At 43.0% G+C, this 14907-nt stretch carries 15 protein-coding genes and 1 other annotated feature (1 of these 16 only partly in view); all 15 genes read left to right on the top strand.

Going from position 1 to position 14907, the window contains the following annotated elements:
* Nucleotides 1-254, top strand: the 3' portion of a protein-coding gene (gene ctsR / locus MHH82_RS37320; RefSeq protein WP_003225724.1) for a transcriptional regulator CtsR. Its footprint begins 211 nt before the window's first position; only the last 254 of its 465 coding nucleotides appear in the window; its start codon lies beyond the left edge, outside the window; it ends in the stop codon at nucleotides 252-254.
* A gap of 13 nt (nucleotides 255-267) precedes the next feature.
* The gene (mcsA, locus tag MHH82_RS37325; RefSeq protein ID WP_015252993.1) at nucleotides 268-825 is read left to right on the top strand and encodes a protein-arginine kinase activator protein McsA; all 558 of its coding nucleotides are present in this window, start codon (nucleotides 268-270) and stop codon (nucleotides 823-825) included.
* Nucleotides 825-1916: a protein arginine kinase gene (locus tag MHH82_RS37330; RefSeq protein WP_003235007.1), complete on the top strand. Its 1092-nt coding sequence runs from the start codon at nucleotides 825-827 to the stop codon at nucleotides 1914-1916. Before mcsA ends, MHH82_RS37330 begins: the two co-directional genes overlap by 1 nt.
* On the top strand, nucleotides 1913-4345 hold the full coding sequence (gene clpC, locus MHH82_RS37335; RefSeq protein ID WP_014475592.1) for an ATP-dependent protease ATP-binding subunit ClpC: 2433 nt from the start codon (nucleotides 1913-1915) through the stop codon (nucleotides 4343-4345). The genes MHH82_RS37330 and clpC overlap by 4 nt, the downstream gene beginning before the upstream one ends.
* Before the next feature lie 91 nt (nucleotides 4346-4436).
* A complete protein-coding gene (gene radA / locus MHH82_RS37340; protein ID WP_015252992.1) occupies nucleotides 4437-5813 on the top strand; it encodes a DNA repair protein RadA in 1377 nt (458 codons plus the stop codon).
* Between the two features lie 3 nt (nucleotides 5814-5816).
* The gene (disA, locus tag MHH82_RS37345) at nucleotides 5817-6899 is read left to right on the top strand and encodes a DNA integrity scanning diadenylate cyclase DisA (protein ID WP_003225736.1); all 1083 of its coding nucleotides are present in this window, start codon (nucleotides 5817-5819) and stop codon (nucleotides 6897-6899) included.
* Between the two features lie 115 nt (nucleotides 6900-7014).
* Entirely contained in the window at nucleotides 7015-8115 is a 1101-nt protein-coding gene (locus MHH82_RS37350; protein WP_003235014.1) for a PIN/TRAM domain-containing protein, read from the top strand.
* A gap of 14 nt (nucleotides 8116-8129) precedes the next feature.
* The gene (gene ispD, locus MHH82_RS37355) at nucleotides 8130-8828 is read left to right on the top strand and encodes a 2-C-methyl-D-erythritol 4-phosphate cytidylyltransferase (RefSeq protein WP_032726598.1); all 699 of its coding nucleotides are present in this window, start codon (nucleotides 8130-8132) and stop codon (nucleotides 8826-8828) included.
* A complete protein-coding gene (ispF, locus tag MHH82_RS37360) occupies nucleotides 8821-9297 on the top strand; it encodes a 2-C-methyl-D-erythritol 2,4-cyclodiphosphate synthase (protein ID WP_003225745.1) in 477 nt (158 codons plus the stop codon). The genes ispD and ispF overlap by 8 nt, the downstream gene beginning before the upstream one ends.
* 90 nt (nucleotides 9298-9387) lie before the next feature.
* Nucleotides 9388-10839 carry a glutamate--tRNA ligase gene (gltX, locus tag MHH82_RS37365; RefSeq protein ID WP_014478617.1) on the top strand — a complete coding sequence of 484 codons (1452 nt, stop codon included), beginning with the start codon at nucleotides 9388-9390 and terminating at the stop codon, nucleotides 10837-10839.
* A gap of 2 nt (nucleotides 10840-10841) precedes the next feature.
* Nucleotides 10842-11072 (top strand) — a binding site (T-box leader).
* 68 nt (nucleotides 11073-11140) lie between these two features.
* A complete protein-coding gene (gene cysE, locus MHH82_RS37370) occupies nucleotides 11141-11794 on the top strand; it encodes a serine O-acetyltransferase (RefSeq protein WP_003225749.1) in 654 nt (217 codons plus the stop codon).
* The gene (gene cysS / locus MHH82_RS37375; RefSeq protein WP_038827787.1) at nucleotides 11791-13191 is read left to right on the top strand and encodes a cysteine--tRNA ligase; all 1401 of its coding nucleotides are present in this window, start codon (nucleotides 11791-11793) and stop codon (nucleotides 13189-13191) included. The genes cysE and cysS overlap by 4 nt, the downstream gene beginning before the upstream one ends.
* Before the next feature lie 3 nt (nucleotides 13192-13194).
* Nucleotides 13195-13626: a mini-ribonuclease 3 gene (locus MHH82_RS37380; protein WP_014475597.1), complete on the top strand. Its 432-nt coding sequence runs from the start codon at nucleotides 13195-13197 to the stop codon at nucleotides 13624-13626.
* Entirely contained in the window at nucleotides 13610-14359 is a 750-nt protein-coding gene (rlmB, locus tag MHH82_RS37385) for a 23S rRNA (guanosine(2251)-2'-O)-methyltransferase RlmB (RefSeq protein ID WP_014475598.1), read from the top strand. The genes MHH82_RS37380 and rlmB overlap by 17 nt, the downstream gene beginning before the upstream one ends.
* Before the next feature lie 6 nt (nucleotides 14360-14365).
* Nucleotides 14366-14878: a ribosome-dependent mRNA decay endonuclease Rae1/YacP gene (gene rae1, locus MHH82_RS37390; protein WP_003235032.1), complete on the top strand. Its 513-nt coding sequence runs from the start codon at nucleotides 14366-14368 to the stop codon at nucleotides 14876-14878.
* Nucleotides 14879-14907 lie beyond the last annotated feature (29 nt).

The raw sequence follows: 14907 nt of genomic DNA on the forward strand, positions 1-14907 counted from the left end.
TCATTAAAATTAAAATGAACAATGAAGTTGTCCTGATCAATAATATAATTTCTCAAATTAATACCCATTTGTCTCAAGCAGCCTCTGATGACATTATTTTAAGGCTATTAGAAGACAAGGTAATTTCAGAAAGAGAAGCAAAAATGATGGTCAGTGTAATGGACCGCTCAGTTTTACACATTGACTTACCTGAACGTGATGAATTAAGAGCGAGAATGATGAAGGCAATGCTGACTTCTTTAAAATTAAAATAAGCGGGTGAAAAGATTGATTTGTCAAGAGTGCCACGAGAGACCAGCCACTTTTCACTTTACAAAGGTTGTTAACGGAGAAAAAATAGAAGTTCATATTTGTGAACAATGTGCCAAAGAAAATAGTGATTCATATGGTATAAGTGCAAATCAGGGTTTCTCTATTCATAATTTACTTTCGGGTTTACTGAACATGGATTCTTCATTTCAAAATGCAGGAACTCAAATGTTCAGTCACTCGGAGCAAATATCTGCTTGTCCGAAATGCGGAATGACTTTTCAGCAATTCAGAAAAATTGGCCGTTTTGGATGTTCTGAATGTTACAAAACATTTCATAGCAACATTACACCAATCCTACGTAAAGTGCACAGCGGAAACACTGTGCATGCAGGTAAGATACCGAAACGAATAGGCGGCAATCTTCATGTCAGACGGCAGATTGATATGCTAAAAAAGGAATTAGAATCCTTAATCCACCAAGAAGAATTTGAAAATGCAGCTCATGTAAGAGATCAAATTCGTTCATTAGAACAATCACTCAAAAGTACAGATAGTGAGGAGGAACAGGAGTAATGTCGCTAAAGCATTTTATTCAGGACGCACTAAGCAGTTGGATGAAGCAGAAAGGACCTGAAAGTGACATTGTACTCAGCAGCCGCATACGTTTAGCAAGGAACTTTGAGCATATTCGGTTCCCTACGCGGTATTCCAATGAAGAAGCCTCATCCATCATACAGCAATTTGAAGATCAGTTTTCAGAGCAAGAAATTCCCGGAATCGGCAAATTTGTTTTGATTAGAATGAATGATGCACAGCCTTTAGAAAAGCGTGTACTTGTTGAAAAACATCTAATCAGTCCTAATCTGACAGAGTCTCCTTTTGGCGGCTGTTTGCTTTCTGAAAATGAGGAAGTAAGTGTCATGTTAAATGAAGAGGACCATATTAGAATTCAGTGTCTTTTCCCTGGATTTCAGCTTTTAGAAGCAATGAAAGCCGCAAACCAGGTCGACGACTGGATTGAAGAAAAAGTTGATTATGCATTCAATGAGCAAAGAGGATACTTAACCAGCTGTCCTACAAACGTAGGTACAGGTTTAAGGGCTTCGGTCATGATGCATCTGCCGGCACTGGTTTTAACTAGGCAAATAAATCGAATTATACCGGCAATTAATCAATTAGGCTTAGTTGTTAGAGGAATTTATGGGGAAGGCAGCGAAGCAGTAGGGAATATCTTTCAAATTTCAAATCAGATCACGCTTGGTAAGTCAGAGCAGGATATTGTAGAGGATCTTAACAGTGTTGCTGCTCAGTTGATTGAACAAGAACGATCTGCCCGAGAAGCGATTTATCAAACTTCTAAAATTGAACTTGAGGATCGGGTATATCGGTCTTATGGGGTCTTGTCTAATTGCCGGATGATAGAATCGAAAGAAACTGCAAAGTGCCTTTCAGATGTTCGGTTAGGCATAGACCTAGGCATTATAAAAGGACTTTCAAGCAACATACTTAACGAACTTATGATTTTGACGCAGCCAGGGTTTTTACAGCAATACTCGGGAGGCGCTTTGCGTCCGAACGAAAGGGACATTCGAAGAGCGGCTCTCATCAGAGAACGGCTTCACTTAGAAATGAATGGGAAAAGACAGGAGGATGAATCGATATGATGTTTGGAAGATTTACAGAACGAGCTCAAAAAGTACTGGCGCTAGCACAGGAAGAAGCACTTCGGTTAGGTCATAATAACATTGGCACTGAGCATATTTTATTAGGACTGGTAAGAGAAGGAGAGGGCATTGCTGCTAAAGCTCTTCAAGCGCTTGGACTCGGTTCAGATAAAATTCAGAAAGAAGTAGAAAGTTTGATCGGGCGCGGGCAGGAAATGTCTCAAACGATTCATTATACTCCTAGAGCTAAAAAAGTCATTGAACTTTCAATGGATGAGGCAAGAAAACTCGGTCATTCTTATGTTGGAACAGAACATATTCTTCTTGGTCTGATTCGTGAAGGAGAAGGTGTTGCTGCGAGAGTTCTGAATAATCTCGGTGTCAGCTTAAATAAAGCAAGACAGCAGGTGCTCCAGCTTCTAGGAAGTAATGAAACAGGATCATCAGCGGCAGGAACAAACAGCAATGCGAATACGCCTACGCTTGACAGCTTGGCAAGAGACTTAACTGCTATTGCGAAGGAAGACAGCCTTGACCCTGTAATCGGCAGAAGCAAGGAGATCCAGCGTGTCATTGAAGTGTTAAGCCGCAGAACGAAAAACAACCCTGTTCTCATTGGGGAACCAGGTGTAGGTAAAACGGCTATCGCAGAAGGTTTGGCACAGCAAATTATCAATAATGAAGTACCCGAAATTTTGCGTGATAAACGTGTGATGACATTAGACATGGGAACAGTTGTTGCCGGCACAAAATACCGCGGAGAATTTGAGGATCGCCTGAAGAAGGTCATGGATGAAATTCGCCAGGCAGGAAATATCATTCTATTCATCGATGAGCTCCATACATTAATCGGGGCAGGCGGAGCAGAAGGTGCTATTGATGCATCTAATATTTTAAAACCTTCACTTGCTCGCGGCGAACTCCAATGTATTGGTGCAACGACTCTTGATGAGTACCGTAAATATATTGAAAAAGATGCAGCACTGGAACGCCGTTTTCAGCCGATTCAGGTTGATCAGCCATCTGTAGATGAAAGTATTCAAATTTTACAAGGTCTGCGTGACAGATACGAAGCCCACCACCGCGTTTCTATTACTGATGATGCCATTGAAGCTGCGGTTAAGCTTTCTGACAGATATATTTCTGACCGCTTCCTTCCGGATAAAGCAATTGACTTGATCGATGAAGCAGGTTCAAAGGTGAGACTGCGCTCATTTACAACGCCTCCTAACTTAAAAGAGCTTGAGCAGAAGCTTGATGAGGTTCGTAAAGAGAAGGATGCGGCAGTGCAAAGCCAAGAGTTTGAAAAAGCTGCTTCCTTGCGTGATACTGAACAACGCCTGCGCGAGCAAGTAGAGGATACGAAGAAATCATGGAAAGAGAAGCAAGGGCAGGAAAACTCAGAGGTTACTGTGGATGATATTGCGATGGTTGTATCCAGCTGGACCGGTGTGCCTGTATCTAAAATTGCCCAAACTGAAACTGATAAGCTTCTCAATATGGAAAACATTCTTCATTCCCGCGTCATCGGCCAGGATGAAGCAGTTGTAGCTGTTGCAAAAGCGGTCAGACGTGCGAGAGCAGGATTAAAAGATCCTAAACGCCCAATCGGCTCATTCATTTTCTTAGGCCCTACAGGTGTAGGTAAAACAGAGCTTGCACGAGCACTTGCTGAATCCATTTTTGGCGATGAAGAATCCATGATCAGAATTGATATGTCTGAATACATGGAAAAACACTCAACTTCAAGACTTGTTGGTTCACCTCCGGGATATGTGGGATATGATGAAGGCGGTCAATTGACAGAGAAAGTCAGAAGAAAACCTTACTCTGTCGTGCTTCTTGATGAGATCGAGAAAGCGCACCCTGATGTCTTCAATATCCTTCTGCAAGTTCTTGAAGACGGACGATTGACTGATTCTAAAGGACGCACAGTCGATTTCCGCAATACCATTCTGATCATGACATCAAACGTCGGAGCAAGTGAGCTGAAACGCAATAAATATGTCGGCTTTAACGTTCAGGATGAAACTCAAAATCATAAAGACATGAAAGATAAAGTGATGGGTGAATTGAAACGAGCGTTCAGACCTGAGTTCATCAACCGTATCGATGAAATCATTGTCTTCCATTCACTTGAGAAAAAACATCTTACTGAAATCGTGTCATTAATGTCTGATCAATTAACGAAACGCTTGAAAGAACAAGATCTTTCTATCGAATTGACAGATGCTGCAAAAGCGAAAGTCGCGGAAGAGGGCGTTGACCTGGAATACGGTGCCCGTCCGTTAAGAAGAGCGATCCAAAAACATGTCGAGGATCGTTTATCTGAAGAACTCCTCAGAGGAAATATTCATAAAGGACAGCATATTGTTCTTGATGTAGAAGATGGCGAATTTGTCGTAAAAACGACTGCTAAAACGAATTAATATAGAAGACGGAAATGAGGCATACAGCATGTAAGTGTATGCCTCACTTTCATATCAAGAAATAGAACAAGGGAGAGGTCTTACACTATATATGGCTAAAACAAAATCGAAATTCATCTGCCAATCCTGCGGCTACGAGTCTCCAAAATGGATGGGGAAATGTCCGGGCTGCGGTGCTTGGAATACAATGGTGGAAGAAATGATTAAAAAAGCACCGGCCAATCGGAGAGCGGCTTTTTCTCATTCTGTTCAAACTGTACAGAAACCTTCACCTATTACATCAATCGAAACATCAGAAGAACCCCGCGTCAAAACCCAGCTTGGCGAGTTTAACAGAGTACTCGGCGGAGGTGTCGTTAAAGGCTCCCTCGTTTTAATTGGCGGTGATCCTGGTATCGGAAAGTCAACGCTATTACTGCAGGTTTCCGCTCAATTATCAGGCTCATCAAACAGTGTCCTGTATATTTCGGGAGAAGAGTCTGTAAAGCAAACGAAGCTGCGAGCAGACCGTCTCGGCATTAATAATCCGTCACTGCATGTTTTATCTGAAACCGATATGGAGTATATTTCGTCTGCTATACAAGAGATGAATCCAGCGTTTGTCGTTGTTGACTCTATTCAAACGGTTTACCAAAGCGATATTACATCGGCTCCAGGCAGTGTGTCACAGGTCAGAGAATGTACCGCTGAGCTGATGAAAATTGCAAAAACAAAAGGTATTCCGATTTTTATCGTAGGGCACGTGACGAAAGAAGGATCTATTGCAGGTCCGAGACTGTTGGAGCATATGGTTGACACTGTTTTATATTTTGAAGGAGAACGCCACCATACTTTCCGTATTTTGCGGGCTGTAAAAAACCGTTTCGGATCTACAAACGAAATGGGCATTTTCGAAATGCGGGAAGAGGGGCTCACTGAGGTTTTGAATCCTTCGGAAATTTTCTTAGAAGAACGCTCTGCTGGTTCCGCAGGTTCGAGTATCACTGCCTCTATGGAGGGCACTAGACCGATTCTTGTTGAAATTCAGGCGCTCATCTCGCCAACAAGCTTTGGCAACCCAAGGCGTATGGCAACGGGAATAGACCATAACAGGGTTTCTCTGTTAATGGCTGTGTTAGAAAAAAGAGTAGGGCTGCTGCTGCAAAATCAGGATGCTTATTTGAAAGTGGCTGGCGGCGTTAAGCTTGATGAACCGGCAATTGATCTTGCCATTGCGATTAGTATCGCATCAAGCTTTAGAGACACGCCTCCAAATCCTGCAGATTGCTTTATTGGAGAAGTGGGATTAACCGGAGAAGTCCGGCGGGTTTCAAGAATTGAACAGCGTGTGAAAGAAGCGGCAAAGCTTGGTTTTAAACGCATGATCATACCCGCGGCAAATCTGGATGGATGGACAAAACCAAAAGGGATTGAGGTTATCGGAGTAGCAAATGTTGCAGAAGCGCTTCGTACTTCATTAGGAGGATAATAGATGGAAAAAGAGAAAAAAGGGGCGAAACACGAGTTAGACCTGTCATCTATATTGCAGTTTGTTGCTCCGGGTACACCGCTCAGAGCGGGGATGGAAAACGTCTTGAGAGCAAATACAGGCGGTCTGATTGTTGTTGGATATAATGATAAAGTAAAAGAAGTGGTGGACGGCGGCTTTCATATAAACACGGCTTTTTCTCCGGCGCATTTATATGAGTTGGCTAAAATGGATGGAGCGATCATTTTAAGTGATTCGGGTCAAAAGATCCTATACGCGAATACTCAGCTCATGCCGGATGCCACAATTTCTTCATCAGAAACAGGAATGCGGCACAGAACTGCCGAAAGAGTAGCTAAGCAAACTGGCTGTCTTGTAATCGCTATTTCTGAAAGAAGAAATGTCATAACGTTATATCAGGAAAACATGAAGTATACACTAAAAGACATAGGATTTATTTTAACCAAGGCGAACCAAGCCATTCAAACACTTGAAAAATATAAGACAATCCTCGATAAAACGATTAATGCACTGAACGCGTTAGAGTTTGAGGAACTTGTTACCTTCAGTGATGTCTTGTCTGTCATGCATCGTTATGAAATGGTACTGAGAATCAAAAACGAAATTAATATGTATATCAAAGAGCTGGGAACAGAAGGGCATCTGATCAAACTGCAAGTCATTGAATTGATTACGGATATGGAAGAAGAGGCCGCTTTATTTATTAAGGACTATGTAAAAGAAAAGATTAAAGATCCGTTTGTTCTCTTGAAGGAGCTGCAGGATATGTCCAGTTATGATCTGCTGGATGATTCCATTGTGTATAAGCTTCTCGGTTACCCTGCTTCTACTAATCTTGATGATTATGTATTGCCGAGAGGATACAGGCTGTTAAATAAGATACCGCGTCTTCCGATGCCGATTGTTGAAAATGTTGTAGAAGCATTTGGAGTCCTACCAAGGATTATTGAGGCGAGTGCAGAAGAATTAGATGAAGTAGAGGGAATCGGTGAAGTACGAGCCCAAAAAATCAAAAAAGGATTAAAACGCCTGCAAGAGAAGCATTATTTAGACAGACAACTGTGATTTCGGTTAAAACCTTATGAATACGGGTATATTAATGTTGGTTTTTGTTTATTCTGATATTCGTAGGATGCATAAGACTTTGTGAAATTAAAATGTTAAAAAAGGAGGTGGGGGTATGTTAAAACGAATAGTTCAGGCGTTCTTCATTATTTTTGGCGGCGTTGTTGGTATATTTTTGATACCTGAATTGTTTGTACTGTTAAATATACAGGACATACCTTTAATAACAAACGCATATACGTCTGCGGCAATAGGAGCAATTATCTTTTTTCTCATCAGTATATGGGGTACAGAATACGTTGTGAACTGGGTGAAGTGGATAGAGGATTCATTGTTAAAAGCGCCGGTTCCAGATTTGTTATTTGGAAGTCTTGGCTTAGTTTTTGGACTTATAATTGCTTATCTTATCGTAAATGTTATTCCTTTAGACAATATACCTTACCGCATATTCAGCACAATAATTCCTGTATTTTTGGCTTTCTTCCTCGGTTATCTCGGCTTCCAGGTGGGCTTTAAGAAAAAGGATGAATTGATCAGCCTGTTTTCCATTTCCGCCAGAATGCAAAAGAAAAAAGGAACAGCTGATGAAGAACATGAGGTTCAAGACAAGAAGCTGAAAATTTTGGACACTAGTGTTATTATTGATGGGAGAATAGCAGATATTTGTCAGACTGGTTTTTTAGAGGGAGTTATCGTGATTCCGCAGTTTGTCCTTGAGGAATTGCAGCATATTGCAGACTCTTCAGATGTTTTAAAACGAAACAGAGGACGCCGCGGTCTTGATATCCTGAACCGCATTCAGAAAGAATTAGACATTGAAGTTGAAATTTACGAAGGCGACTTTGAAGATATTCAGGAGGTTGACAGCAAGCTCGTCAAACTTGCTAAGCTGACATCCGGGGTCGTTGTGACGAATGATTTTAATTTAAATAAAGTGTGCGAGCTTCAGAAGGTAGCAGTATTAAACATTAATGACCTTGCCAATGCGGTCAAGCCTGTTGTGCTTCCTGGCGAGGAAATGAATGTTCAGGTCATTAAGGACGGGAAAGAGCATAATCAGGGAGTTGCCTACTTGGATGACGGTACGATGATTGTCGTTGAAGAAGGACGCAATTATATCGGCAAGCATATTGATGTACTCGTCACAAGTGTGCTGCAGACAGCAGCGGGACGAATGATTTTTGCGAAGCCTAAGCTGTTGGAGAAGGCGCTGTAAAGGGAGAAAAAACAATGAGTTATGATGTGGTGATTCCTGCAGCCGGTCAGGGAAAGCGGATGAAGGCAGGGAGAAATAAACTGTTCATTGAGCTGAAAGGAGACCCGGTGATCATACACACGTTAAGAGTGTTTGACAGCCACCGGCAGTGCGAAAAAATCATCTTGGTGATTAACGAGCAGGAGCGGGAGCACTTTCAGCAAATGCTGACCGATTATCCGTTTCAAACATCGATTGAGCTTGTTGCAGGCGGAGATGAGCGTCAGCACAGTGTGTATAAGGGGCTGAAAGCCGTAAAGCAGGAAAAGATTGTCCTTGTACATGACGGTGCCCGCCCATTTATAAAACATGAACAAATTGACGAACTGATCGCAGAGGCGGAACAGACAGGAGCGGCCATCCTTGCTGTTCCGGTAAAAGATACGATTAAACGCGTTCAAGATTTACAAGTCAGTGAGACGATTGAACGTTCAAGCTTGTGGGCTGTCCAAACGCCACAAGCTTTTCGTCTTTCTTTATTGATGAAGGCTCACGCTGAGGCCGAGCGCAAGGGATTTTTAGGGACGGATGACGCCAGCCTCGTTGAACAGATGGAGGGCGGTTCGGTCCGTGTTGTAGAAGGCAGCTATACAAATATTAAGCTGACGACGCCAGACGATTTGACGTCAGCTGAAGCTATCATGGAATCAGAAAGTGGGAATAAACATGTTTAGAATTGGACAAGGATTTGATGTGCATCAATTAGTGGAGGGCCGTCCTCTCATTATTGGCGGAATTGAAATCCCGTACGAAAAAGGGCTGCTTGGCCATTCTGATGCAGACGTATTGCTGCATACTGTCGCTGACGCCTGCCTGGGAGCTGTGGGTGAAGGAGACATCGGCAAGCATTTTCCTGACACAGATCCCGAGTTCAAGGACGCAGATTCTTTCAAATTACTTCAGCATGTCTGGGGAATCGTGAAACAGAAAGGGTATGTCCTTGGGAACATTGATTGCACCATCATAGCGCAAAAGCCGAAGATGCTGCCGTACATAGAAGATATGAGAAAAAGAATTGCTGAAGGCCTTGAGGCAGATGTTTCTCAAGTAAATGTAAAAGCAACAACGACAGAAAAGCTTGGATTTACAGGCCGGGCGGAAGGAATAGCGGCTCAGGCGACAGTACTGATACAAAAAGGCTAACTTGTTTTGATGCCGGGTCTATTTGGTGGTAGAATAGATTCATACATTTTTGCCTGAGGCCATACATGACATGAAAGGAAGTATTTGAAAATGGGAAACGAAGTACGCGTCCGTTATGCACCGAGTCCAACCGGACATTTGCATATTGGAAATGCCAGAACGGCGCTTTTTAATTATTTATTTGCCCGCAATCAAGGCGGTAAGTTTATCATTCGAGTTGAGGATACAGATAAAAAGCGCAATATTGAGGGCGGAGAACAAAGCCAGCTGAATTATCTGAAGTGGCTAGGTATTGACTGGGATGAGAGTGTGGATGTCGGAGGAGAGTACGGCCCATACCGTCAGTCCGAGCGTAACGATATCTATAAAGTGTACTATGAAGAGCTTCTTGAAAAAGGGCTTGCTTATAAATGTTACTGTACGGAAGAAGAGCTTGAAAAAGAGCGTGAAGAACAGATTGCCCGCGGAGAAATGCCTCGTTATTCCGGAAAACACAGAGACCTGACTCAGGAAGAACAGGAGAAATTTATCGCTGAAGGCAGAAAACCAAGTATTCGTTTCCGCGTGCCGGAAGGAAAAATCATCGCCTTCAATGATATCGTAAAAGGCGAAATTTCTTTTGAATCAGATGGCATCGGCGACTTTGTTATTGTGAAAAAGGACGGAACGCCGACTTACAACTTCGCGGTAGCGATTGATGACTACTTAATGAAAATGACACACGTGCTGCGCGGTGAGGATCATATTTCTAACACACCGAAACAGATTATGATTTATCAAGCATTCGGATGGGATATTCCTCAGTTCGGACACATGACGCTGATCGTAAACGAAAGCCGTAAAAAGCTCAGTAAACGTGATGAATCCATTATTCAATTCATCGAGCAGTACAAAGAGCTTGGCTACCTGCCAGAAGCGCTGTTCAACTTTATCGGACTGCTAGGCTGGTCACCGGTTGGAGAAGAAGAGCTTTTCACAAAAGAGCAGTTTATTGAAATTTTTGATGTAAATCGTTTATCTAAATCACCAGCTTTGTTTGATATGCATAAGCTAAAATGGGTTAACAACCAATATGTGAAGAAGCTGGATCTTGATCAGGTTGTTGAACTGACGCTTCCGCATTTGCAAAAAGCGGGCAAAGTTGGCACTGAGCTTTCTGCTGAAGAACAAGAGTGGGTTCGTAAACTGATTTCCCTGTATCATGAGCAATTAAGCTACGGTGCGGAAATTGTTGAGCTGACTGATTTGTTCTTTACGGATGAGATCGAGTATAATCAAGAAGCGAAAGCTGTTCTGGAAGAAGAACAGGTTCCTGAAGTGCTCAGCACATTCGCAGCGAAGCTTGAAGAGCTTGAGGAGTTCACTCCGGATAATATCAAAGCATCAATCAAAGCAGTGCAGAAAGAAACTGGCCATAAAGGGAAAAAACTGTTTATGCCGATTCGTGTTGCTGTAACAGGGCAAACTCACGGTCCGGAACTGCCGCAATCAATTGAATTGATCGGTAAAGAGACTGCAATTCAGCGTTTAAAAAATATCTAAATAAATGATTGTTGACAGGGAAGAGTATAAAGCTTTAGGCCATTACAGAAAGGATCTCCATTGGCTGAGAGAGATCCATGAGCCGGGTTTTAGAAGTGCGCCCTTAAGACCTTTGAAGAACGTTTTTTGAAACCAGTATTCAAAGGCGGCCGCCGCCGTTACAGGCTGAAGTTGGGAGAGCAGAAGTCTGCTTTTCAAACAGAGTGGAACCGCGCGGTTAAAGCGTCTCTGTCATGTTTACATGCAGAGGCGCTTTTTTTATTGGGTAGAGGAAATCAGATAGAGAAACGGGGGGAAGCATGTGTTTTTTAGAATGCTCAAAGAAGACATTGATACTGTGTTCGATCAAGATCCCGCAGCAAGAAGCTATTTTGAAGTGATTTTAACTTATTCCGGTTTACATGCTATATGGGCGCATCGGATTGCACATGCTTTATATAAACGAAAATTTTATTTCCTTGCACGCCTTATATCTCAAGTAAGCCGATTTTTTACCGGGATAGAAATCCACCCCGGCGCTACAATCGGGAGAAGATTTTTCATAGACCACGGCATGGGGGTTGTCATTGGGGAGACATGTGAAATCGGCAATAACGTAACCGTTTTTCAGGGGGTTACCCTCGGGGGAACGGGGAAAGAAAAGGGAAAAAGGCACCCAACCATTAAAGATGACGCATTGATAGCCACAGGTGCTAAAGTGCTCGGTTCTATTACGGTCGGTGAAGGCTCAAAGATTGGGGCTGGTTCAGTAGTGCTGCATGATGTTCCTGATTTTTCAACAGTTGTCGGTATCCCTGGACGGGTCGTTGTACAAAATGGCAAGAAAGTAAGACGCGATTTAAACCATCAGGATTTGCCCGATCCAGTTGCTGACCGCTTTAAGTCTTTGGAACAGCAGATTTTAGAGCTGAAGGCAGAACTTGAAGACAGAAAAGAAAGGATCAATCAAAAATGACAATCACACTTTATAATACATTGACTAGACAGAAGGAAACATTTGTTCCTCTTGAAGAGGGAAAAGTGAAAATGTATGTATGCGGACCCACGGTTTACAATTACATTCATATCGGGAACGCGCGTCCGGCAATCGTTTACGATACGGTTCGAAACTATTTAGAGTATAAAGGCTATGATGTGCAGTATGTCTCTAACTTCACAGACGTAGACGATAAATTAATTAAAGCGGCAAATGAACTCGGTGAGGATGTACCCACCATTTCAGAGCGTTTTATTAAAGCATACTTTGAAGACGTAGGTGCGCTCGGCTGCCGAAAAGCCGACCTTCATCCGCGAGTAATGGAGAACATGGATGCCATTATCGAATTCGTAGATCAGCTCGTGAAAAAGGGCTACGCATATGAATCAGAAGGTGACGTATATTTCAAAACCAGAGCATTTGAAGGGTACGGAAAGCTTTCTCAGCAATCAATCGATGAACTTAGATCAGGTGCACGCATCCGAGTCGGCGAGAAAAAAGAAGATGCTCTTGATTTCGCATTGTGGAAAGCGGCAAAAGAAGGAGAAATCTCTTGGGATAGCCCTTGGGGAAAAGGACGTCCGGGCTGGCACATTGAATGCTCAGCAATGGTGAAAAAGTATCTGGGTGACCAGATTGATATCCATGCGGGCGGACAGGATTTAACATTCCCTCACCATGAAAACGAAATTGCGCAATCTGAGGCGCTAACAGGCAAAACGTTTGCGAAGTACTGGCTTCATAATGGTTATATCAATATTGATAATGAAAAAATGTCAAAATCACTAGGCAACTTTGTGCTTGTCCATGACATCATTAAACAGCATGATCCGCAGCTTTTGAGATTCTTTATGCTATCTGTTCATTATCGCCACCCGATTAACTATTCAGAAGAGCTTCTGGAGAATACGAAAAGCGCGTTCAACCGTTTAAAAACAGCGTACAGCAATCTTCAGCACCGTCTGAACAGCAGTACGAATTTAACCGAAGATGACGATCAATGGCTTGAAAAAGTTGAAGAACACCGCAAAGCATTCGAAGAAGCGATGGACGATGATTTTAATACGGCGAATGCCATTTCAGTCTTGTTTGACTTAGCGAAACACGCCAATTATTATCTTCAGAAAGACCATACAGCTGATCATGTAATTACGGCGTTTATCGAGATGTTTGACCGTATTGTTTCTGTCCTCGGTTTTTCGTTGGGTGAGCAGGAACTTCTCGATCAAGAGATTGAAGACTTAATCGAAAAGCGAAATGAAGCGCGCCGGAATCGCGATTTTGCATTGTCAGACCAGATCCGCGACCAGCTGAAAAGCATGAATATCATTCTTGAAGACACGGCTCAAGGCACTCGCTGGAAACGGGGACAATAACAGATGCTTGAATTTGATACGATAAAAGATTCTAAGCAGCTTAACGGTCTTGCGCTTGCTTATATAGGTGATGCCATTTTTGAAGTGTATGTCAGGCATCACCTGCTTAAGCAGGGCTTTACCAAACCAAATGATCTTCATAAGAAATCAAGCCGGATTGTTTCAGCAAAGTCACAGGCTGAGATCCTATTTTTTCTGCAGAATCAATCATTTTTTACGGAAGAAGAGGAAGCGGTGCTGAAAAGAGGCAGAAATGCCAAGTCAGGGACAATACCTAAAAATACAGATGTTCAGACGTACCGCTACAGTACAGCATTTGAAGCGCTTCTGGGCTACCTTTTTCTAGAGAAAAAAGAGGAACGACTTAGTCAGCTCGTAGCCGAAGCTATACAATTCGGGACGTCAGGGAGGAAAACAAATGAGTCAGCAACATGATTACGTCATAGGGAAAAATGCAGTGATCGAGACGTTAAAATCTGATCGGAAGCTGTATAAGCTGTGGATGGCGGAAAACACCGTAAAGGGACAAGCACAGCAAGTGATTGAGCTTGCCAAAAAGCAGGGAATCACGATTCAATACGTCCCGAGAAAAAAACTCGATCAAATGGTGACAGGACAGCATCAGGGCGTAGTGGCACAGGTTGCAGCGTATGAATATGCAGAACTGGACGATTTATATAAAGCAGCCGAAGAAAAAAATGAACAGCCTTTCTTCCTCATTCTGGACGAGCTTGAAGACCCTCATAATCTTGGTTCCATTATGAGGACAGCAGATGCGGTCGGCGCTCATGGCATCGTCATTCCAAAACGGAGAGCTGTCGGGCTGACAACAACAGTGGCAAAAGCTTCAACAGGAGCAATTGAGCACATTCCTGTAGCAAGAGTCACCAATTTGGCACGGACGTTAGAAGAGATGAAAGAGCGGGGAATCTGGGTTGTCGGAACGGATGCGTCAGCGCGTGAGGATTACCGCAATATGGACGGGAATATGCCTTTGGCTCTAGTCATCGGAAGTGAAGGAAAAGGGATGGGCCGCCTTGTGAAAGAAAAGTGCGATTTTCTCATTAAACTCCCGATGGCCGGAAAGGTAACTTCACTAAATGCATCTGTCGCGGCTGGTCTTTTGATGTATGAAGTCTACCGGAAACGAAACCCTCTGGGAGAATAAAGACCCATGGATATCCTGTTAGTAGACGGGTACAACATGATTGGAGCCTGGCCGCAGCTGAAGGATTTAAAAGCGAACAGTTTTGAAGAGGCGAGAGACGTACTGATTCAGAAAATGGCGGAATATCAATCGTATACAGGAAACAGGGTTATTGTTGTTTTTGACGCGCATCTCGTAAAAGGGCTTGAGAAAAAACAGACCAACCATAGAGTTGAAGTGATTTTTACAAAAGAAAATGAGACGGCTGATGAGCGGATAGAAAAGCTCGCTCAGGCTTTGAATAATATTGCGACTCAAATTCACGTTGCGACCTCTGACTATACTGAGCAGTGGGCGATTTTCGGACAGGGGGCATTGCGGAAATCGGCCCGGGAGCTTTTGAGAGAGGTAGAAACGATTGAAAGGCGAATAGAGAGACGGGTAAGAAAAATCACTTCCGAAAAGCCGGCGGGTAAAATTGCTTTATCGGAAGAGGTTTTGAAAACGTTTGAAAAGTGGAGGCGGGGAGACTTAGATTAAGTTGACGCTTTTTTGCCCAATACTGTATA

Source organism: Bacillus sp. FSL K6-6540, from assembly GCF_038007545.1.

Coding starts and splice junctions, on each gene's coding strand:
- MHH82_RS37330 (WP_003235007.1), top strand. CDS start 825: ATGTCGCTAAAGCATTTTATTCAGGACGCACTAAGCAGTTGGATGAAG.
- clpC (WP_014475592.1), top strand. CDS start 1,913: ATGATGTTTGGAAGATTTACAGAACGAGCTCAAAAAGTACTGGCGCTA.
- radA (WP_015252992.1), top strand. CDS start 4,437: ATGGCTAAAACAAAATCGAAATTCATCTGCCAATCCTGCGGCTACGAG.
- disA (WP_003225736.1), top strand. CDS start 5,817: ATGGAAAAAGAGAAAAAAGGGGCGAAACACGAGTTAGACCTGTCATCT.
- MHH82_RS37350 (WP_003235014.1), top strand. CDS start 7,015: ATGTTAAAACGAATAGTTCAGGCGTTCTTCATTATTTTTGGCGGCGTT.
- ispD (WP_032726598.1), top strand. CDS start 8,130: ATGAGTTATGATGTGGTGATTCCTGCAGCCGGTCAGGGAAAGCGGATG.
- ispF (WP_003225745.1), top strand. CDS start 8,821: ATGTTTAGAATTGGACAAGGATTTGATGTGCATCAATTAGTGGAGGGC.
- gltX (WP_014478617.1), top strand. CDS start 9,388: ATGGGAAACGAAGTACGCGTCCGTTATGCACCGAGTCCAACCGGACAT.
- cysS (WP_038827787.1), top strand. CDS start 11,791: ATGACAATCACACTTTATAATACATTGACTAGACAGAAGGAAACATTT.
- MHH82_RS37380 (WP_014475597.1), top strand. CDS start 13,195: ATGCTTGAATTTGATACGATAAAAGATTCTAAGCAGCTTAACGGTCTT.
- rlmB (WP_014475598.1), top strand. CDS start 13,610: ATGAGTCAGCAACATGATTACGTCATAGGGAAAAATGCAGTGATCGAG.
- rae1 (WP_003235032.1), top strand. CDS start 14,366: ATGGATATCCTGTTAGTAGACGGGTACAACATGATTGGAGCCTGGCCG.